Genomic DNA, 18,565 nt, shown 5'->3' with positions numbered 1-18,565 from the left:
GCGCACGCACCTAGACTGGCGCCATGAACCTCGGCAACACCGTCGTGCAGTTTGCCACGGCTCCGGTCCGGCTCGGACTCGCTATTGCCGACCTGGGATTGAGCATTGCCGGCGGGACACTCAAGACCGTCCAACGTTCGCTGAACGACCCGAATCAGATGAGCGGCGCCACCTCGTTCGCCGGCATGCTCGGCCTCGACGAAGCCGTCAACCGGGCCAACCGGCTGGCCAGGCTGATGGATGACGACGCCCCACTCGGTCGTGCGCTGGCCCCCGAGGGCCCGGTCAATCAGCTGCTGCGCCAGGGCGGACTGGTCGACCAGCTCACCGCCCCGGGCGGGCTCATGGACCGGCTCACCGCCGAGAACGGGCCGGTGGCCCGCGCGCTGGCCAAGGACGGGCTGATCGATCAGCTCACCGCGGAGGGCGGCCTGATGGACCGGCTCACCGCCAGCGGTGGCGTGGTGTCCCGGGTGATCGAGCCCGGCGGTCTGGCGGACCGGTTGCTCGCGCAGGACGGTGTGGTCGAACGGGCCTTGCGCCAGGACGGCGTCGCCGATCAGCTGCTGTCCGAGAACGGCCCGGTCGGACGGGCTCTGGCCCCGGGCGGCCTGGTCGAACAGGTGACCGCCGAGGGCGGCCTGATCGACCGGCTCACCACCGACAGCGGAGCGTTGTCACGGCTGATCGCACCCGGCGGCCTGGCCGATCAACTGCTGGCCGACGACGGGCTGATCGAACGGGTACTGCGCGAAGAAGGGGTTGCCGACCGACTGCTCGCCGAAGGCGGCCTCCTGGACACCCTCACCGACCCGGACGGCCCGCTGCTCAAACTGGCCGATGTCGCCGACACCCTGAACCGGTTGACCCCCGGGCTGGAAGCCCTCGCACCCACCATCGATGCGCTGCACGAGGCGGTCATCACGCTGAGCCAGGTGGTCAATCCGCTCAGCAATATCGCCGGCCGCATCCCGTTGCCGCGACAGCGCAACCGTCGTGGCAACACCGGGCCGCGGGCAGTGGTCTCCGAGCGGGTCATCGACGAGGACCGCTAAGCTATCGCGCGTAACAACGCCTCCTTAGCTCAGTGGTAGAGCACTCGCCTTGTAAGCGAAAGGTCGTCAGTTCAATCCTGACAGGGGGCTCAAACTCCACCGAGCTGCCTTGTCGGGCCCACGTCGTAGCGTGCGTTCATGAGACAGTGTCGGGGCTGCGGAGCCGAACTCACACGGCGCAGCCAAAAGCTCTACTGCAGCAATCCATGTCAGATCGCGTCCCGCCGCAGGACGCGCACAGATCTGTGGCTGGAGTCCGGCGAGGGCCGCGCCGGTTCTCTCCCGGGTCATTACATCCGCGCACACGTGGCTGCTGAACAATCCGACTGCTGCGCAATCTGCGGCGGGGCAAGCACGTGGCAGGGCCTCCCGCTGGTCTTGATCCTGGACCACATCGACGGGAACCCCACCAACAATCGCCGCGAGAACCTGCGACTCATCTGCCCGAACTGCGACTCTCAGCTGCCGACGTACAAGAGCCGAAATCGCGGCAACGGCCGCAGTTACCGCAGGCAGCGCTACGCCGACGGGCTGTCGTACTAGCGGTAGTCGATGACAACCCGGCCGTCGATCTGACCGGACTCCATCCGGGCGAAGATCTCGTTGATGTCCTCCAGGCGCGCGCTGTGCACGGTCGGATGAATGAGCCCACGCGCGTAGAAGTCCAACGCCTCCACCATGTCCTGGCGGGTTCCCACGATGGATCCGCGGATGGTCAGACCCTTGAGCACGATGTCGAATATCGGGGCCGGGAACTCGCCCGGAGGCAGCCCGTTGAACACGATGGTGCCGCCACGGCGCGCCAGACCGATCGCCTGGCCGAACGCTTGCGGGTGCACCGCGGTGACCAGCACCCCGTGGACCCCGCCGGTGGCCTTCTGGACTTCGGCCACCACATCGCAGGTGCGGGCATTGACGGCGACCTCGGCACCGAGGCGGGTGGCCAAGTCGAGTTTGGTGTCGTCGATGTCCACCGCCACCACCCGCAAACCCATCGCGCGGGCGTATTGCACGGCGATGTGGCCGAGCCCGCCGATCCCCGAGATGGCCACCCACTGACCGGGCCGGGTGTCGGTGACCTTCAAACCCTTGTACACGGTGACGCCCGCACACAGGATCGGCGCCAATTCCAGCGGGTCGGCACCCTCCGGGAGTCGTGCCGCGTAGGCGGCGTTGACCAGCATGTAGGAGCCGAAGCTGCCGTTGACGCTGTAGCCACCGTTGCGCTGACCTTCGCACAGCGTTTCCCACCCGGTACGGCAGTAGTCGCAGTGCCCGCATGCCGACCAAAGCCAGGCATTTCCGACCTTGTCGCCGACTTTCAGATCCTCGACGCCGTCGCCGATCGCCACGACGGTGCCGCATCCCTCATGCCCGGGAACGAACGGGGGCTGCGGTTTGACGGGCCAATCACCATGTGCAGCATGCAAATCCGTGTGACAGACACCGGAGGTTTCGAGTTTGACCAGCACCTCCCCGAGACCCGGTGTGGGCAGGTCGAGACTCTGCACCTCCAGCGGCTCACCGAACGCGGTGACGACGGCGGCGCGCATCAAGTTGGTGGCTGCACCGGTCGCAGGACTGCTCAGTGTTCTGGTCATGTAGTGATTCCAGCCCGGAACGATCCCGCTGCGTAGGGTCTTTGGGCCTTGGCCGAAGAACCCGAAGGCCTTCCGCGACGAGCGGACGACACCGAATGATTCAGTGGAGGGTCTCACCCAGTCGACCGCCGAGCTGCTCGTCCGCCCGCTCGTAGGTCGACGCGGCGGCCGCCAACTTGGTGGCGTAGCCGGACATGTCATCGGCCACGTGCTGTGCCTGCGCCGCGAACGACTCTCCCGCGAACCGGCACGCCGCACCGGAGGACAGATTCGCCACACCTTCGGCGGCAGCGGCCATAGCACCGCCGACATCAAGCCCGGCGACCGTCGACGCGAGGTGTGCCTGCGCCGCCGACGCGGCCCGCAAGGCCGCAGGATCGACGGACAACGGAGCGGTCATGCACTCGAGTCTAAGGTCGCTGCCGAACCTCGCTGCGCATCGATCGTGTGTAGCTTCGTCGACATCCGACAGAGAGGAACCGTCATGGCCGAGGCCGGATTCTGGGTGGCATGGGGGCTGCCGTCGCGGGGTCGCGAGACCAACGCGTTGGATGTGTTGCGGAAGTCCCGCGACTACCTGCAGGCGGCGGCCCGCGACGGGCGGATCGAGCGGTTCGACACGGTGATCCTGCGCCCACAGAGTGTGGAACTCGGGGGCTTCTTCCTGATCCAGGGCAGCACGGCGCAGCTCGATGCGCTGCGCCGTGATCCGGGCTTCGAAACGTGGGTCAACCAGGTCCAGCTGGTCGCCGACCGGGTCGCGGCCGTGGACGCCTGGGTGGACACCGGCATCGACGAGGCGATCAGCCTGTACGAGGACGCACTGCGCGAAGCCGGCCTGAGTGACTGATGGGATTCGTGTAACAAATGTGGTCTCCGCTGCGAAGATGAAGCGGGTTGCACTGACGAGTGCCCCGCGCGATTGACGGAGGACGCAGGCATGGGCGCAGCGGCGTATATCGGCCGGATCGGCGGCCTGGCCATGGCCTTGGGTGTGGGCACGGCGATCGCCACAGGTCACGGCATCGCGGCGGCCGACGACACGAGCACCGCAGGCACCCAGACCGCCACCTCGGACACGAAGACCGCCGACAACACCGACCCCAAGACCGGTACCGACCCCAAGACTGCCGAGACCAAGGAGTCGACCGACACCGAACCCGCGGGTTCCAAGGACACCGACCCCAAGACCGGTACCACCACCCAGCCCGCCGACGGCGTGGTGGTCAGCGCCCAGACCAATACCGGCTCAAGCACGGGCACCAAGACACCCGAGAAGACGCCCGAGCCCGAGAAGCCGGCCAAGCCGAAGAAGACCGCGCGCACCGCCGCGACCACAACCACCAAGACGGCGAAAACCACCACCGCGACCACCGCTGCCGATCCGGCTCCTGCCGACACGAAGTCCGCAGCCACCACCGCCTCGGCCGTGTCCTCGACGGTGCAACCCGCGGCCTCGGTCGCGGTCTTCGCCAATGCCCTGACCATGGCCTCGCAGACGGCAGCCCCGGCCACGACCGCCCCGGTACCGGTGCCGGCCGTACTGCGCAAGCCCGTCACCGCCGTCCTGAAGGCGGTCGCGGGTGCACTCGACTGGGCGCTGAACAACGCCGCGAATTCCCCGGTCCAGCCGGTACTGAGCTGGACACTGCTCGCGTTCGCCCGCCGCGAGGTCGACCACCTTCTGACGGCCATCAACCCGCGCAGCGCAGCGGCCACCGGCGGTGTCGCCACCGACACCACCAGCCTCGCGCTGGCCGCGACCACCCTGAACCCGCGCCCCGGCTTCCCTTATCCGGGACAGCAATTGAGTCCGTCGACCAGCTTCGTCGACTGGGTCACCGGCAATTTCGCCCCGAACGACACCTACAACCGGTTCGGCATCTGGGGCACCGATGTCGGCACCATGTGGGACAACGGAATCCCCGACGATCCGACCACCCCGATCAACGAACACCAGGTTCTCATCGCCTTCGGCGACACCTTCGGCGGCCCTAACATGACGGGCACGTGGCGGCTCAACACCCTGTTCCGCAGCTCCGACACCAACCTGTCCGACGGGATGACCATTCCGGCCGGACAATGGCTCAACGGCAACATGTTCGGCGGCTCGCCACTGTGGGGTGAGACCTACGCGCGGCAGATCATCCTGCCCGAGCGGCTGCCGTCCGGCCTGCCCACCGGCGTGACACTGATTCCCACCGCGGGCATCTCGGTCCCCACGCCCGGCACGAAATACGGTGCCACGCAATATCTGAGCTTCATGTCGGTCAAGCAGTGGGGCGCGGCCGGGCAGTGGACCACCAACTACTCGGCGATCGCCTACTCCGAAGACAACGGCGAGAACTGGTACATCTCACCCAAGAGCGTGCGGACGAACTTCGGTGGCAACGCGAAATTCCAGCAGGCCGCCCTGATCCGACCCGGTGACGGCTACGTCTACTCGTACGGCACCCCGAACGGCAGGCAGGGTTCGGCCTATGTGTCACGGGTGGCGGAGAAGGACATCCTCGACGCCAGCAAGTACGAGTTCTACAGCAAGGGCAGCAAGGGTGGGATCTTCGGTATCGGCGCCTACAAGGCCGGCTGGTACAAGAACGATCCGTCCAAGGCCACCCCGGTCTTCGGCCAGGAGAAGGGCGCCTGCGGAATCGGCAAGCCGGGCAACCAGGTCAGTGAGATGTCGGTGCAGTACAACCAGACGCTCGGCAAGTACGTGGTGCTGCACGCCGACCAGTTCAACAACATCATCCTGCGCACGTCGGACAGCCCGGAGGGCACCTGGTCGGCGCCGACGGTGCTGATGACCCAGCAGAACGGCGGCATCTACGCCCCCATGCTGCACCCCTGGTCGCCGTCCACCGTCGGCACCGGCACGGACCTGTACTGGAACCTGTCGCTGTGGAGCCAGTACAACGTCATGCTGATGAAGACCGACCTCACCAAGCTGTAGCGATGTCCCGACTCGTCGTGCTCTGCGCCCTGCTCGCCGCCGCGCTGGCTGTCCCGCCGGTCGCGTCGGCCGATCCCGCCGCACCGCAACCGGATTCGCCGTGTCCGGCCGAGTTCACCGGCGCCACCACGATGCCGCCCGGACAATCCCTGCCGCTGGTATGCCAGGGACAACAATGGCAGGCCGTCACCGCGCCCGGAGATCCCAGCGATCGCTGGGTCAGCTTCGGTCCCGCCATGGCGCTGCATGGCGAAGGCCTGCGCAACCCGAACCTGGCCTCCGGCGCCTGGACGGCGACACCACTGGACCCCGATGTCCGGTGCGCCGCCACCCAGCACGCCGTCGTGAGCGCGGGTGTCGTCGGACCCCCGATGACCGCGGAAGGCTCGCCCGGACAACCACTTTCACTTCAGGTGCTGCCCAGCCTGTTCGATATCTCGATGGCCGGGTACTGCCTGTGGACACGTACCGGCTAGCGACAGACGCCGGCGTCGCGATCTGCGCCTCACCCGTCACGAGCGCTTGCCCGCCGTCGCGCACCTAGACTCGGCCTGGTGCGCGAGGTTCTCGACGAGCTGATGACGATATGGCGGGCCGGTGGCACCGCCGGTCTGGCCACCGTCGTGCGCACGATCAGGTCGGCACCCCGGCCGGCCGGGGCCGCCCTGGTGGTCGATCCCGACGGCGCCGTGGCGGGCTCGGTATCCGGCGGCTGCGTCGAGGGTGCGGTCTACGAGCTGGCGACCGAAGTGACCGCCACCGGCAGGCCCGAGCTGCAGCGCTACGGAATCAGCGATGACGACGCCTTCGCCGTCGGCCTGACATGCGGCGGAATTCTCGATGTCTTCGTGGAGCCGGTGTCACAGAAGACTTTTCCGCAACTGGACGAGGTGGCCGACGCCATCGGTGCACACCATCCGATCGCGGTGGCCACAGTGATCGCCCACCCGGACCCGTCCTGGCTGGGCCGCAGGCTCATCGTCGACTCCGAGCGCTGCACCGGATCACTGGGATCCGCACGCGCCGATGCCGCCGTCGCCGACGACGCCCGCGGTCTGCTGCTGGCCGGGAGCACCTCGGTGCTGTCGTACGGGCCCGACGGGCAACGCGTGGACGAAAGCTCCGGCGAGACCGATACCGGCATGGAGGTGTTCGTCGCCAGTTACGCGCCGCGGCCCCGCATGCTGATCATCGGTGCCATCGACTTCGCTGCCGCGCTGTCTCAGCAGGCAACCTTCCTCGGCTACCGAGTGACCGTCTGCGATGCCCGGCCGGTGTTCGCCACACCGGCGAGGTTCCCGTCCGCCGACGAGGTGGTCGTCGATTGGCCCGATCGCTATCTGCGTGGCCAACAGGATCTCGGTGCGATCGACGGCCGCACCGCGATCTGCGTGCTGACCCACGATCCCAAGTTCGATGTGCCCGCACTCGAGGTCGCCCTTCGCCTGCCTTCGGTCGGCTACGTCGGGGCCATGGGCTCGCGGCGCACTCATCTCGACCGTCTCGACCGGTTGACCGCCGCCGGACTCACCGACACGGATCTGGTCCGGCTGTCCAGCCCCATCGGCTTGGATCTGGGCGCCCGCACGCCCGAGGAGACGGCGGTGTCGATCGTCGCCGAGATCATCGCCCGACGCTGGGGCGGTGGCGGCCGCCCGCTGGCCGCCGTCGACGGGCGAATCCACCACGAGCTGGTCGAACGACCCTCGGTCACCAGCGCCGACGGCGCGGGATGATCAGTCGACGACGCCGCGCAGAGCAGCCTCGCCGAACACCGGGCCCAGCATCGAGGACATGTCCGGCCCACGGCGCAGGCAGTGACCGCCGTCGACATTGATCAGCTGACCGGTGATCCACGCGGCGGCGTCGCTGAGCAGGAAGATCGCCGCGTTGGCGACATCGGAGACCTCGCCGGGCCGCGGCAGTGGCGTGCAACTGGCGTAGTCGGCGCTGATCTCCGGTGACTCCAGGATCGGCGCCACCATCTCGGTCTTGATCAACCCGGGGCGAATGCCGTTCACCCGGACCCACGACGGGCCGAGCTCGTCGGCGGCCAGTTGGAGCAGATGGTCGAGCGCGGCCTTGCTCGGTCCGTAGGCGGCGAACCATCGGTGGGTGTTGCTCGACGCGATGGACGAGATACCCACGAACGATCCGCCGCCGCCGCGCACCATCGCGCGGGCGCTGTGCTTGAGCACGTACATGGTGCCGTTGACGTTGAGGTCGACGGTTTGGCGCCACAGCTCGGAATCCACCTGGGTCAGTGGGCCGATCGTCAACGATCCGCCCGCACAGTGCACGACACCGTGCAGGCGCCCGTTCCAGGCCTCGGCGGCGTCGACGACGCCGGCCACCTCGTCCTCGTCGGTGACATCGGCAGGTTCGTAACGGACGCGCCCGGATGCACCGGCGGCCTCGATCTCGTCGACCACCGCCGAGAGACGATCCGCGTTGCGGCCCACCAGCATTGCGTTACCACCGCTGGCGACCACCGCCGCCGCGACGCCCTTGCCGATACCACTGCCACCGCCGGTCACCAGTACCGTCCGACCCGCCAAGGAGAGCTGCACCGCGATCCCTTCGACACCAAAACTGCAACACGTTCTCGCCATAGAACCACGCCGCACCACCGGCGCACAGGAATTCGCCGTCCAGCACTTACGCAGCGATCGTCCAGACCTTTCCCAGAATTGGCACTGGCGCACCAATATTCACGCTCTCGCCAGGGTTTTTCGCCCCCGTCAGCGTATTCTGGCCCCCAGGAGTCACATCCCTCCGAACTGGATCAGCCCGATAGATCCGGCCGGCACATCACAGAAAGCGTGACGCTCATGGCGACCTTCGCGTTCCCTGCCCGACGAATGATCCTTGCCGGCGGATTCGCCGCAGCGGTCATCGCGGCCCCTGCCCTCGCGGCGTTCGCCGTCGAGGCACCCGCACCGGGCCCCGCCCTTGCGTCGTGCCCGTCGGGTGAATCCGAGGACACGTTCACCGGCGCGTGCACTCCGGAGCTGGTGCCCAACTCCCCCGAGTTCGGTAACACCTCGACGGGTGGCGGTGGCCTCCCGTCCGTGGACGGCATCCCCTGCACCGGCGGCAACTCCGGTCAGTGCATCGGCCTGTCCGAGGATCAGCCGCAGTTCGTCGAGCCGCACACCAGCGTGAGCTCCAGCCCCTAGCGCGGTCGCGCAGCGACAGCCGGGGCGCCCTGCCGGGCGTCCCGGCTGTTTTCTTGCGCCCGCACGGTCCACGCCGCGACGACCTGCACTGATTCCGGCTCCCAGACAACTCATGGAACTCATGCAGATTCCTCTCAGCTTCCTTAGACTCGGTCCGACGTGTCGGTCAATAACTACAGAAAGCGTGACGATGGCGAGCTTTGAGTTATTCGTTCCACGACTGGCCCTTGCCGGCGGATTCGTGGTCGCAGCGGCCGCCGCCCCGGTGGTCGCCCTCCTCACCACGGTCGGCCCCGCCGGCACCACGGTCTCGGCCTGCCCATCCGGCGAAGAAGAAGACCTCTACACCAGCGAGTGCCTGCCGCACACCGTGCCCAATTCGCCGGCGTCGCCGTTCAGTTCCATTCCCGGCAACCCCGACCTGCCTGCCATCAACGGCATCCCCTGCACCGGCCACAACTCGGGGCAGTGCATCGGCCTGTCCGAGGACGCGACGCAGTTCCAGCAGCCGCAGACCAGCGTCAGCTCAAGCCCGTAACCATCCGAAGTAGCGCCTGGTGACCTCGCGTTTCGCGGGGTCACCTAGAGTGGGTAGATGCCTGCAAAATCTGAGACCGCCGAAATCGGCGAAGTCGAGCCGGTCGCCGACGACACCGCCAGCCAGGCCCGTCGAGTGGTGGCCGCCTACGCGACCGACGCCGACGAATGTCGGACCTTCCTTTCCATGCTCGGTATCGGTCCGGCGAAGCAAGAGGCCTAGGTGGCGCCCGGAGACGGGAAATTGACCGACTCCGTCCCCGCCGAGGGCGCCTCCGACTTCGTCGTGGTCGCCAATCGGCTGCCGATCGACCAGGTGCGCCTGCCCGACGGCACCACCACGTGGAAGCGCAGCCCAGGCGGTCTGGTGACCGCACTGGAGCCGCTGCTTCGTAAACAGCGCGGTGCCTGGATCGGGTGGCCGGGCGTACCAGACAGCGACCAGGAGCCCATCGTCCAGGAGGGCCTGAAGCTCTTCCCGGTGCGGCTGTCCGCCGAGGATGTCGCCGAGTACTACGAGGGTTTCTCCAACGCCACGTTGTGGCCGCTCTATCACGACGTCATCGTCAAACCCATCTATCGCCGCGAATGGTGGGAGCGGTATGTCGATGTGAACCGGCGCTTCGCCGAAGCCACATCCAAAGCCGCGGCACCGGGAGCGACCGTCTGGGTGCAGGACTACCAGCTGCAGCTGGTGCCGAAGATGCTGCGCATGCTACGGCCCGACCTGACCATCGGGTTCTTCCTGCACATCCCCTTCCCTCCGGTCGAGCTGTTCATGCAGATGCCCTGGCGCACCGAGATCATCGACGGCCTCCTGGGCGCCGACCTGGTGGGCTTCCACCTTCCTGGCGGGGCACAGAACTTCCTCATCCTGGCCCGCCGGCTGGTGGGCGCGAACACCTCGCGCGCGACGGTGGGCGTACGGTCCCGGTTCGGTGAGGTCCAGGTCGGTTTCCGCACCGTGAAGGTCGGTGCGTTCCCGATCTCCATCGACTCGGCCGAACTGGACAGCAAAGCGCGCGAACGGTCGATCAGGCAGCGCGCCAAGGAAATTCGTGCCGAACTCGGCAATCCGCGCAAGATCATGCTCGGCGTCGACCGATTGGATTACACCAAGGGCATCGACGTTCGACTCAAGGCGTTCTCCGCGTTGCTCGCCGAGAAGCGTGCCGACCGCACCGACACCGTGCTGGTGCAGCTGGCCACCCCCAGCCGGGAACGCGTGGAGAGCTACATCGAGATGCGCGAGGACATCGAACGCCAGGTCGGCCACATCAACGGCGAGTACGGCGAGGTCGGCCGGCCCGTGGTGCACTATCTGCACCGCCCGATCCCCCGCGATGACCTCATCGCCTTCTTCGTCGCCGCCGACATCATGCTCGTCACCCCGTTGCGTGACGGCATGAACCTGGTCGCCAAGGAGTACGTGGCCTGCCGCAGCGACCTGGGTGGAGCGCTGGTGCTGTCCGAATTCACCGGCGCCGCAGCGGAACTGCGCCAGGCTTACCTGTGCAATCCGCACCACACGGACGGGGTGAAGGAAGCCATCGAGCAAGCGCTGACCCAGTCACCGGAAGAGGGCAAGCGACGGATGCGGGCCATGCGCCGCCAAGTGCTCGCCCATGACGTGGACCGCTGGGCACGTTCGTTCCTGGACGCGCTGGCCGGGGCGCGCGACAGCTGAACGGTTCTACACCGGCTGGATGTACTTGATCAGCCACCTGCCGTCGATCTTCTGGTAATCGACGCGAAGCCGGCTGCCGTCGTAGACGGGCTGCTTGGACTTGTCGGTGACGGTGCGGTTCATGAACACCAGCACCGAGGCGGAATCCCGTTGCGCGCTCAGCATTCCCGCGCCGACGACATGCGCCTGGCTGACCACCTGGCGGTCGCGCGCCTGGGGGATGATGTCCTTTGCGGCCCGATCCTCGAACTCGCGGCGGTAGTCGGGGGTCAGCAGCGTCGCCGCGTCGGTCAGACTGCGCTCCACCGTCTGATAGTCGTAACCGAAGATCTTCGGTATCTCGTCGGTCGCCTGCGACGGCAGGTCTGCGCTGGCCTCCTGCACGGCGCGGGTCTGCACCCGGTCCCAGTAGAGAGCTCCGCCCACCGCGGACAGCCCGACCAGACCAATCGCGAATACCAGAACCACCAGGGCAATGAGCTTGCCGCGCATCAGTTTCCACCCTCGGGGTACTTCAGGTCGTATCCGGTCATGTGGCCGTTGTCATCCTCGTGCACGATGACCCGCATCCGATAGGCCTGTGACGGTTTGTTGACACCGTCGATATCGGTGACGGTGACGCGTACCGCGACCAGTACCGCGGCATTACTCCCGACGTCGTCGATCTTCTCCAACGCTGCGCCGCTGATGACGGCTTCCGACGTCGCATTGGTGTCGCGGAAGATGGCCTTGAGGTTGTCGACGTTGTTGTTCTGGCTCATCATGTCGCGAAGCGGCCCGCTGATCCCATTCACGAATCGGTTCACGCTGTCGTCGATGTTGTTCTGGTCATAGCTGAACATGTTCAGCACGGTCTGCTCGGCCGTGTCGACGAACCTCTGCTGCCGGGCCGTCGCCGCTTCTGCTTGGCGGTATTGCGTGAGCAGTACGAGGACCACGGTCACGAGGACGGCCGCCGCGACGACCGCCGCGACGGCCGACACCAAGGCCACCCGACCGCGGTTGGGCTGCCGCCGCGCCAGCGGCACCGCCCCCATCGGCTTCCCCGAGGGCACCCCAGCGGGAACGCTCATGACCACCGGTCCAGGCGCCTGCCCGAGCTCGCTACCCGCCGGGCCGGCCGCACGCGAAGCACGCCGACGGACCGGCTTCGTGCCGTCCTCAACCATCTACCAAACCTGCCTAAACCTGCTTCGGCGCCATCATCAAATCCACCCAGTTCTCCGCCGGTGAGAACTTCTCGGCTCCGGAGGCGAATACCCCGGTACCGCCCGCAGGGTCCGCGAACACTCCGGTCCTCGGATCGTAGGTGGTGCTCGTGGGAGCACTGGCCTGGGGTTGGGGCGCCTCGGCCGGCAACGGTGCCGGAGGCGCGTCGGGCGCGGGCGCACCGGCCGGGGGCGGCGGTATGCGCCCATACGGCGGCACCACCTGATCCGGCGGCGCGTAGAACGTCCCGGGCGGCGCCGGCGGGTTGTCATTGGGCGGCACCGGCAGCGGGAACGGCGCGTTCGGGGCCGGGCCTGGCCCTGGCTGCACTCCCGGCGGCAATTGCACCGCCGGCGGTCCCGGGTCGTAATCCGCGCTGGGCGGAATGTTTGGGAACTTGTTGGGCGGCAAGACATTGCGCGGGTCTTCGACCGGGGTGCCGTAGGGCACCGGCGGCCCGCGCCATGGGTTGCTGCCCAACGGCACGTAACCACGGGGGTCGCGGCACAGTTGGACCGTGGGCGCACGCTTGCCCGGGAACTCCTGGCACGGGTAGTTGCGCGCGCCACGCACCACCGAAGGATCGTTCTGCGCGGTCTTGCAATACAGATCGGTGGGCAGATCACGCAGTGTCGTATCGGCCGGTGTCCTGATCTGAGTCGGAGGCAGGAATCCCGTCGCACAGGGCGGTGGATCGCCAAGGTCGACCTTGAAGTCCAGCTTGGCACCCTCATCGGCGGGCACACCTCCAGCGGAGGTGTTCAGCGCCGCGAACAGAGCCGGGAAGATCACCAGAGCCTGTTCGATGGACTTGTGATAGATCACCCCGATCCGGCCGAAGTTGGCCAGATTGGCTGCGAGCTGCGGAAACGTCGGACGGATGCCGGCGAAGGTGGTGTTGGCTTCGGCAACGGCTCCTGGCACCGTCCGCAGCACCGAACGCAGCTGCGGATCGGCCTTGCTCAGCTCGGTGGTGAATCGGGCCAGACCGTCGACACTCGACTTGATGTCGTCGCCGGCGCGGATCTGGGCGTCCAGGAACGGCCCGGCTTGGTCGATCAGCTGGGTGGTTTGCCCGTAGTTCGCGTTGGCCTCGTCCACCAGCTGGCGAGAAGACTGGATAAGCCGGGACAGCTCGGGGCCGGATCCGTTGAACGCCTTGAAGGTCTCCTTGAGCAGATCCTGGATGCGGCTGTCACCGACGCTGCTGACCAGATCGTCAGCCTGCTTGAGCAGACCAGCGATGTCCTGACCGATCGCGGTGTGCGCTACGCCGATATTGGAACCGTCCCGCAACAGCGCCTTGGCGGGCGCCTCGCCGTTTCCCGGCGGAACCAGGTCGATGTACTGCTCACCGACCGCCGACACGCTCTTGACCGTCGCGGTCACGTTCTCCGGGACGCTGGTGTCGGTGTTGAGCCGCATGTGGGCGATGACGCCGTCATTGGTCAACCCGACCGACTCCACCCGGCCGATCGTGACGCCGCGGTAGGTGACGTTGGCGTTCTCGTACAGACCACCGCCGGCCACGAAATTCGCGGTGATGTTGTAGGTGCCGATTCCGAGAGCCGCCGGGACATGCAGATAGAACGCAGAGATCGCAGTCACGGTGAGCACGGTGACGACGGCGAAGATCGACAACTGAAGTCGGGTCAGCCGGTCCAGCATTACGGCGTACCTCCATGCTGCGTGGCGGTGCCCGGCGGGATCTTGAACGGATCGGCAGCCTGACCGGACAGATTCGACATCGCGCCGGTGAGGAAGTCCGGCGGGTTGATTACCTCGTTCAGGTGCTTCATGTTCGGGTCGAAGAACGAGGTGGTGAACACCGATTCGCCGAACCGCCGCACGGTGAGGTCGAACGTCACGAACACGTTCAGGTAGTCACCTCGGACCGCGTTACGCAGATACTTGTAGTGGAACGGGAAGGTCGGCAGAAGTTCCAGATCCTTGATGAAATCGTCGGCATTGTCGTTGAACGCCTTGATGACCGGGAACAGATCCTTCATGTCGGCGGTGAAGTCGGCCTTGGTCTCGGACAACACCCTCGAACCGATCGCCGCGAACTTCTGCAGCGCCCCGAACGCGTCGACGATATTGGACCGGTTGTCGTTGAGCACCTTCAGCGCATTGGGCAAGCTGTCCAACGTGCGGCCCAGGTTGTCCTTGCTGCGCGCCAGCATCGACGCGAACCGGTTCAGTCCTTCGGCCGCCGAGATGATGTCGTTGGTCTGCTGATCCAGCGAAGCCGTCAGCTCAGCCAGCCGGGGGAACAGGTCCGCGAAGCTGCCCGCGCGGCCGGCCACCGCCGCGTAGGCCTCGTCGGTGATATCTTGCAGCGCCCCGAGATTGCCCTTGTTGACCACCACACCAAGCGAGGACAGCACTTCCTCGGTGGTCGGGTACCGGCCGATGCTGCCGAGTGGGATGTTCGAACCCTGCTTCAGCTTGCCGACACCCTTACCCTCCGGGGCGGTCAGCTGCACATGCTGCGAGCCGAGCAGGGAGGTCTGCGCCACGGTGGCCGTCGAGTTGGCCGGCAGGTTCACATCGCCGTCCAGCGAGAGCTTCACCGCGGCGAAAAAGGTGCCGTCCGGACGCTGCACGGCCTCGATACCGGACACGCTGCCGACGGTGACGTCATCCACCATCACCGGTGAGTTCTGCGGCAACGTCGCGACATCCGGCAGCTCGACGGTGATCGTGTAAGACCCGGCACCATGCCCTGCGGTACCCGGCATGTCCAGCGAGTTCAGCCCGCCGAACTGGCAACCGGCCAGCAACAGCGCGCCCGACCCGAGTGCCATACCCCGCACAATCATCGGCGTCATCCCCCTGTTCCTTCCGCCGGGGGCGGTGGTGCTGGTGCCGCAGCCGGTGCGGCGGGTCCGGGAAGCGGACCCGCACCCATCGGCGGCGCCGGGGGAACCGGGCCGGCCGGTGAGATCTGCCCGGTGACTGCCGGCGGCGGCAGGATCAGATCGCTCAGGCTGCCGTCGGGCGCCACCACAGGCGGTGTGACGCCGGGTGCCGGCTGCCACTGGAGATACGGCACCGGGGTCTGGGCCTTGGCCTCGGTCTCCGGGGTGTCGTAGATGATCTGTCCCTTGTACGCGGTGATGCTGTCGATCGGATGGAACAGCACGGGCGGGTAGTTCATCGTGATGCGCTTGAGCACCGGCCCCATCCGCTGCCTGCAGATCTCGGCTCGCTTGTAGTTGTCCGGGTTCGCGCCGATATCGAAGGTGCCTCCACAGATGAACTGCACCGGGTTGGCGAAGTTCGGCAGGGACAACAGGCCACCGACGGTGCCCTGGGCGGGGTTGTAGATGTTGTAGAAATTGGCCAACCCGTTAGGCGTGACGTGCAGAATCTGTTCGATGTCGTCGCTGTGATCCGTGAGTATCTGGGTGAAGTCAGCCAACTTGCCGACAGAGTCGATCAGCGATTTGTTCGAATCATGCAGCAACCCCTTGACATCCCCGAGGGCCTGGTTCAGCGCGCCGAGGGTGGCGTCCAGATCGGCAGAGCTGGCCGCCAGCACCTGCGACACCGAGGCCACATGATTGGTGAACTGCACGATCTGCTCGTTGCTGTTGGCCAGCGCGTTCACCAGCACCTGCAGATTACGCACCGTGCCGAACAGGTCGGTCCGCGAGTCGCCAAGCCGACCTGCGGTCTGCGACAGTTCACGCAGGGCCTGCCGGAACGAGTCGCCGTTGCCGTCGAAGGTGTCGGCGGCCTGGTTGACCGCGGCCACCAGCGGTCCCTGTACACCACCCTGTTTGGGACCCAACTGGGCAGACAGCTGGGTGAGCTGCTCTTTTACCTCGTCCCACTCGACAGGGACGCCGGTGCGATCGAGCCCGATCTGGGCGTTGTCGGCGAGCGCGTCGCCGCCGGTGTAGGCAGGGGTGAGCTGAATGAACCTGGCGGACACCAGGTTCGGCGCGATGATCAGGGCACGCGCGTCAGCCGGCACCTTGATGCCGTCATCGAGCGTCATGGAGATCTTCACATCGGTGGCGCGCGGCTCGATCGAGTCGATGCGGCCGATAGGCACCCCCACCACCCGCACCTCGTCACCGGGATACAGGCCGACCGCAGTGGTGAAGTAGGCGACGATCTTCTGTCCGCCGCGGTTCGGCCAGACTAGATACACGCCTACGGCGAGCAGCGCCACCAGCGCGACGGCAAGTCCGCCACGCAGCCACTTCGCTCGGCGTGATTTCGAATCGGGTCGGTTCATGACGACTTGGGCCTCACCAACAGACGCTCAGAGATCAGGCCACGCAAGTAGTCGGCCAGGCTGTCCGGCAGCTTGCCGGGCTGGAAGTAGGTGTCCAGCAGCACTTCGGAGATGGTCGCCGGGGGCAGGCCGTACAGGTTGATGTTGAAGCCCGATCCGTTGCCGACCACTTCGCCGAGAGCCGTCGCATAGGGCGGCAGCCGCTTGAGCGCCTCGCCGATATGCTCGCGCCGCTCCAGCAGGTTGTCCATCACTGCATTGAGCCTCCGCAGCACCGGCTCGAACTCACGCTTGTTGTCGGCGACGAGGCCCGAAAGCTGGTGCGAAACATCGTCGATGCCGGCGATCAGGGAGCTCAGCGCCTGCCGACGCTCATCGAGTGCGGCGAACAGCAGGTTGCCATCGGTGACCAGCTTGTTCACCTGATCGGCGCGCTGCGCCAGCGTGTCGGACACGTTCTTGGCATGTCGCAGCAGCTCTTCGAGAGCCTCATCGCGTTTGTTCAGGCTGCGGCTCAGGCTAGCCACCCCGTCCAGGGCACCCCGCAATTGCGGAGTCGCGTCGTGCAGCGTGTCGGTCAATGTCTGCAGTGCCTGTTCGAACTTCGGCTTGTCGAGGGCGCTGACATTGCCACCGAGATCCTGCAGCGCAGTGTTCAAGGTGTAGGGAGTCGTGGTGCGCCCCACCGGGATCACCGTCGAATCACCGCCGCCTTTGGGTGTGACCGACAGGGACTTCTGGCCGAGCACGGTATCGGTCTTGATCGCCACCAAAGTCTGGTTGCCGACCTTGATGTTCCGGTCGACGGTGAACCCGACCTTGGCCTGGTCACCGGCCAGCGTGACCGAGGTGACCTTGCCGACCTTGATGCCGGACACCGCCACGTCGTTGCCGGGCGAGATTCCACCGGCGTCGGTGAAATAGGCCTCGTAATTGCGGCCCTGCGGCCACCACGGTAGGCCGGTGTACCCGAAGGAGATCAGCACCAGACACGCCACCACGAAAATACCGAGGATGCCGGTCCGTAAGGGGTTGTCGCCCTTGGGGCTAGCCATTGTCCGAGCACCTCCCCTTGGTCGGATCGGCGGGACCGCCGAACGGGATCAGGATGTCACTGCCGGCCGGCCCGTTGATCTTCAGCCGGATGGAGCAGTAGTAGATGTTGAAGAACGCGCCGTAGGCACCGAGCGCATTGAGGCGTAGGTAATTCTCGGCCAGCGGCTCGATGACCTTGTTGACGTCGGCCTTGCGCTCATCCATCCGTTGCAGGAACGGCCGCGAGTTCTCGATGACCCCCTGCAACGGCCGTCGCGACGCCTGCAGCATCTCGGTCAGGTCGTTCTCGGCCGAGGCCAACGGTCCGATCGCCCCGGCGATCGGGTCACGGCCGTCGGCGAGCCCGGAGATGAGCTTCTGGAGCTCGTCGACGCTGGCGTTGAACTGGGTGCCCTTCGCATCAACGGTTCCCAGCACGGTGTTGAGATTGTTGATCACGTCGCCGATGAGCTGGTCCCGGTTGGCCAGGTTCTGGCTGAAAGAACTGGTATTGGCCAACAGGTTCTGGATGGCACCGCCCTGGCCCTGCAGCAGTTCCATGACGGCACTGCTGATCTCGTTCACCTTGGTTCCGTCGAGACCCTTGAGCACCGGTTTCAGTCCGCCCAGCAGCGCATCCAGATCCAGGGCCGGCTGGGTGTTCTGCCGCGCGATCGTGCTTCCGGGCGGGAGCTTGCGCAGTTCGCCCGGACCGGAGGTGATCTCCAGATAGCGGTCACCGACCAGGTTTTCGTAGCGCACCACTGCCCTGGTCGAGGTGTACAGCTGATAGCGCTTGTTGACGTCGAACGCCACGTCGACGCTGTTGTCCGGATTGAGCTTGACCGCGTTGACGGTGCCCACCGGCACACCGGAGATGCGCACGTCCTGGCCAGCCTTGAGCCGGGAGGCCTCGGCGAAGTTCGCGTGGTACGAGGTGCTGGAGGCGAACCGGAACTGCCCGAACACCACCACCAGGCCCGCGGCGACCAGGACCATCGCCACGGTGAACACCACGACGTTGATCAGCGTGCGTCTCTGGCTACCCATCAGCAGCCCA

General features: G+C 66.4%; 20 protein-coding genes and 1 tRNA gene. 11 read left to right on the top strand and 10 right to left on the bottom strand.

From position 1 onward, the window contains the following. Positions 1–23 precede the first annotated feature (23 nt). The 3 genes from QN239_RS05590 to QN239_RS05580 all read left to right on the top strand — a co-directional run bounded on the left by QN239_RS05590 (position 24) and on the right by QN239_RS05580 (position 1,598). Positions 24–1,055, top strand: a complete 1,032-nt coding sequence (locus tag QN239_RS05590) for a hypothetical protein (RefSeq protein WP_499008569.1) — start codon at positions 24–26, stop codon at positions 1,053–1,055. A gap of 18 nt (positions 1,056–1,073) precedes the next feature. After that, positions 1,074–1,145: transfer RNA gene (locus QN239_RS05585), tRNA-Thr, on the top strand. A 48-nt stretch (positions 1,146–1,193) separates the two neighbouring features. After that, the gene (locus tag QN239_RS05580) at positions 1,194–1,598 is read left to right on the top strand and encodes an HNH endonuclease (protein WP_499008567.1); all 405 of its coding nucleotides are present in this window, start codon (positions 1,194–1,196) and stop codon (positions 1,596–1,598) included. Here the strand turns inward: QN239_RS05580 and adhP are convergent. Beyond that, a complete protein-coding gene (adhP, locus tag QN239_RS05575; protein ID WP_499008565.1) occupies positions 1,595–2,656 on the bottom strand; it encodes an alcohol dehydrogenase AdhP in 1,062 nt (353 codons plus the stop codon). The two genes, QN239_RS05580 and adhP, sit on opposite strands and share 4 nt — an antisense overlap. 100 nt (positions 2,657–2,756) lie before the next feature. Continuing rightward, positions 2,757–3,056 carry a type VII secretion target gene (locus tag QN239_RS05570; protein WP_499008563.1) on the bottom strand — a complete coding sequence of 100 codons (300 nt, stop codon included), beginning with the start codon at positions 3,054–3,056 and terminating at the stop codon, positions 2,757–2,759. 84 nt (positions 3,057–3,140) lie between these two features. Between QN239_RS05570 and QN239_RS05565 the strand changes: the two genes are divergently transcribed. From QN239_RS05565 to QN239_RS05550, 4 genes are all read left to right on the top strand, one after another. Then, on the top strand, positions 3,141–3,506 hold the full coding sequence (locus QN239_RS05565) for a hypothetical protein (protein ID WP_090354376.1): 366 nt from the start codon (positions 3,141–3,143) through the stop codon (positions 3,504–3,506). 90 nt (positions 3,507–3,596) lie between these two features. After that, positions 3,597–5,609: a glycoside hydrolase family 183 protein gene (locus QN239_RS05560; protein WP_499008561.1), complete on the top strand. Its 2,013-nt coding sequence runs from the start codon at positions 3,597–3,599 to the stop codon at positions 5,607–5,609. Between the two features lie 2 nt (positions 5,610–5,611). Then, entirely contained in the window at positions 5,612–6,085 is a 474-nt protein-coding gene (locus tag QN239_RS05555) for a hypothetical protein (protein WP_499008559.1), read from the top strand. Positions 6,086–6,163: 78 nt separating this feature from the next. Further along, positions 6,164–7,345 carry an XdhC family protein gene (locus QN239_RS05550; RefSeq protein ID WP_499008557.1) on the top strand — a complete coding sequence of 394 codons (1,182 nt, stop codon included), beginning with the start codon at positions 6,164–6,166 and terminating at the stop codon, positions 7,343–7,345. Here the strand turns inward: QN239_RS05550 and QN239_RS05545 are convergent, their stop codons facing one another. Further along, positions 7,346–8,179 carry an SDR family oxidoreductase gene (locus QN239_RS05545; protein WP_499008554.1) on the bottom strand — a complete coding sequence of 278 codons (834 nt, stop codon included), beginning with the start codon at positions 8,177–8,179 and terminating at the stop codon, positions 7,346–7,348. A gap of 261 nt (positions 8,180–8,440) precedes the next feature. On the opposite strand from QN239_RS05545, the gene QN239_RS05540 reads away from it, so the two are divergent. The 4 genes from QN239_RS05540 to QN239_RS05525 all read left to right on the top strand — a co-directional run bounded on the left by QN239_RS05540 (position 8,441) and on the right by QN239_RS05525 (position 11,012). After that, positions 8,441–8,788 carry an intersectin-EH binding protein Ibp1 gene (locus QN239_RS05540; RefSeq protein WP_499008552.1) on the top strand — a complete coding sequence of 116 codons (348 nt, stop codon included), beginning with the start codon at positions 8,441–8,443 and terminating at the stop codon, positions 8,786–8,788. A 190-nt stretch (positions 8,789–8,978) separates the two neighbouring features. Beyond that, the gene (locus QN239_RS05535) at positions 8,979–9,326 is read left to right on the top strand and encodes an intersectin-EH binding protein Ibp1 (protein ID WP_090354371.1); all 348 of its coding nucleotides are present in this window, start codon (positions 8,979–8,981) and stop codon (positions 9,324–9,326) included. A 57-nt stretch (positions 9,327–9,383) separates the two neighbouring features. Further along, entirely contained in the window at positions 9,384–9,548 is a 165-nt protein-coding gene (locus QN239_RS05530; protein ID WP_090354369.1) for a hypothetical protein, read from the top strand. Between the two features lie 21 nt (positions 9,549–9,569). Next, a complete protein-coding gene (locus tag QN239_RS05525; protein WP_181953081.1) occupies positions 9,570–11,012 on the top strand; it encodes an alpha,alpha-trehalose-phosphate synthase (UDP-forming) in 1,443 nt (480 codons plus the stop codon). Positions 11,013–11,018: 6 nt separating this feature from the next. Here the strand turns inward: QN239_RS05525 and QN239_RS05520 are convergent, their stop codons facing one another. The 7 genes from QN239_RS05520 to QN239_RS05490 are packed head-to-tail and all read right to left on the bottom strand — an operon-like array spanning position 11,019 to position 18,555. Then, a complete protein-coding gene (locus QN239_RS05520; RefSeq protein WP_187097061.1) occupies positions 11,019–11,504 on the bottom strand; it encodes an Rv1363c family protein in 486 nt (161 codons plus the stop codon). Continuing rightward, on the bottom strand, positions 11,504–12,181 hold the full coding sequence (locus tag QN239_RS05515) for an Rv1363c family protein (RefSeq protein ID WP_499008549.1): 678 nt from the start codon (positions 12,179–12,181) through the stop codon (positions 11,504–11,506). Before QN239_RS05515 ends, QN239_RS05520 begins: the two co-directional genes overlap by 1 nt. 13 nt (positions 12,182–12,194) lie before the next feature. Continuing rightward, positions 12,195–13,889: an MCE family protein gene (locus QN239_RS05510; RefSeq protein WP_499008546.1), complete on the bottom strand. Its 1,695-nt coding sequence runs from the start codon at positions 13,887–13,889 to the stop codon at positions 12,195–12,197. Next, entirely contained in the window at positions 13,889–15,052 is a 1,164-nt protein-coding gene (locus QN239_RS05505; protein ID WP_499008544.1) for an MCE family protein, read from the bottom strand. The genes QN239_RS05510 and QN239_RS05505 overlap by 1 nt, the downstream gene beginning before the upstream one ends. Continuing rightward, entirely contained in the window at positions 15,049–16,470 is a 1,422-nt protein-coding gene (locus tag QN239_RS05500) for an MCE family protein (RefSeq protein WP_499008542.1), read from the bottom strand. The genes QN239_RS05505 and QN239_RS05500 overlap by 4 nt, the downstream gene beginning before the upstream one ends. Then, positions 16,467–17,525, bottom strand: a complete 1,059-nt coding sequence (locus QN239_RS05495; RefSeq protein ID WP_499008540.1) for an MCE family protein — start codon at positions 17,523–17,525, stop codon at positions 16,467–16,469. Before QN239_RS05495 ends, QN239_RS05500 begins: the two co-directional genes overlap by 4 nt. Next, positions 17,518–18,555 (bottom strand): MCE family protein, encoded by a 1,038-nt coding sequence (locus QN239_RS05490; protein ID WP_499008538.1) that lies wholly within the window; start codon positions 18,553–18,555, stop codon positions 17,518–17,520. The genes QN239_RS05495 and QN239_RS05490 overlap by 8 nt, the downstream gene beginning before the upstream one ends. Positions 18,556–18,565 lie beyond the last annotated feature (10 nt).

It is taken from the genome of Mycolicibacterium sp. Y3 (assembly GCF_051188035.1).
Taxonomy (GTDB): domain Bacteria; phylum Actinomycetota; class Actinomycetes; order Mycobacteriales; family Mycobacteriaceae; genus Mycobacterium; species Mycobacterium fluoranthenivorans.
This window is presented reverse-complemented; position numbering and strand designations above follow the sequence as displayed.

Excerpts from the sequence above, each read along its gene's own strand:
- QN239_RS05590 (WP_499008569.1), top strand. The coding sequence starts at position 24 with ATGAACCTCGGCAACACCGTCGTGCAGTTTGCCACGGCTCCGGTCCGG.
- QN239_RS05580 (WP_499008567.1), top strand. The coding sequence starts at position 1,194 with ATGAGACAGTGTCGGGGCTGCGGAGCCGAACTCACACGGCGCAGCCAA.
- adhP (WP_499008565.1), bottom strand. The coding sequence starts at position 2,656 with ATGACCAGAACACTGAGCAGTCCTGCGACCGGTGCAGCCACCAACTTG.
- QN239_RS05570 (WP_499008563.1), bottom strand. The coding sequence starts at position 3,056 with ATGACCGCTCCGTTGTCCGTCGATCCTGCGGCCTTGCGGGCCGCGTCG.
- QN239_RS05565 (WP_090354376.1), top strand. The coding sequence starts at position 3,141 with ATGGCCGAGGCCGGATTCTGGGTGGCATGGGGGCTGCCGTCGCGGGGT.
- QN239_RS05560 (WP_499008561.1), top strand. The coding sequence starts at position 3,597 with ATGGGCGCAGCGGCGTATATCGGCCGGATCGGCGGCCTGGCCATGGCC.
- QN239_RS05555 (WP_499008559.1), top strand. The coding sequence starts at position 5,612 with ATGTCCCGACTCGTCGTGCTCTGCGCCCTGCTCGCCGCCGCGCTGGCT.
- QN239_RS05540 (WP_499008552.1), top strand. The coding sequence starts at position 8,441 with ATGGCGACCTTCGCGTTCCCTGCCCGACGAATGATCCTTGCCGGCGGA.
- QN239_RS05535 (WP_090354371.1), top strand. The coding sequence starts at position 8,979 with ATGGCGAGCTTTGAGTTATTCGTTCCACGACTGGCCCTTGCCGGCGGA.
- QN239_RS05530 (WP_090354369.1), top strand. The coding sequence starts at position 9,384 with ATGCCTGCAAAATCTGAGACCGCCGAAATCGGCGAAGTCGAGCCGGTC.
- QN239_RS05520 (WP_187097061.1), bottom strand. The coding sequence starts at position 11,504 with ATGCGCGGCAAGCTCATTGCCCTGGTGGTTCTGGTATTCGCGATTGGT.
- QN239_RS05515 (WP_499008549.1), bottom strand. The coding sequence starts at position 12,181 with ATGGTTGAGGACGGCACGAAGCCGGTCCGTCGGCGTGCTTCGCGTGCG.
- QN239_RS05510 (WP_499008546.1), bottom strand. The coding sequence starts at position 13,889 with ATGCTGGACCGGCTGACCCGACTTCAGTTGTCGATCTTCGCCGTCGTC.
- QN239_RS05505 (WP_499008544.1), bottom strand. The coding sequence starts at position 15,052 with ATGACGCCGATGATTGTGCGGGGTATGGCACTCGGGTCGGGCGCGCTG.
- QN239_RS05500 (WP_499008542.1), bottom strand. The coding sequence starts at position 16,470 with ATGAACCGACCCGATTCGAAATCACGCCGAGCGAAGTGGCTGCGTGGC.
- QN239_RS05495 (WP_499008540.1), bottom strand. The coding sequence starts at position 17,525 with ATGGCTAGCCCCAAGGGCGACAACCCCTTACGGACCGGCATCCTCGGT.
- QN239_RS05490 (WP_499008538.1), bottom strand. The coding sequence starts at position 18,555 with ATGGGTAGCCAGAGACGCACGCTGATCAACGTCGTGGTGTTCACCGTG.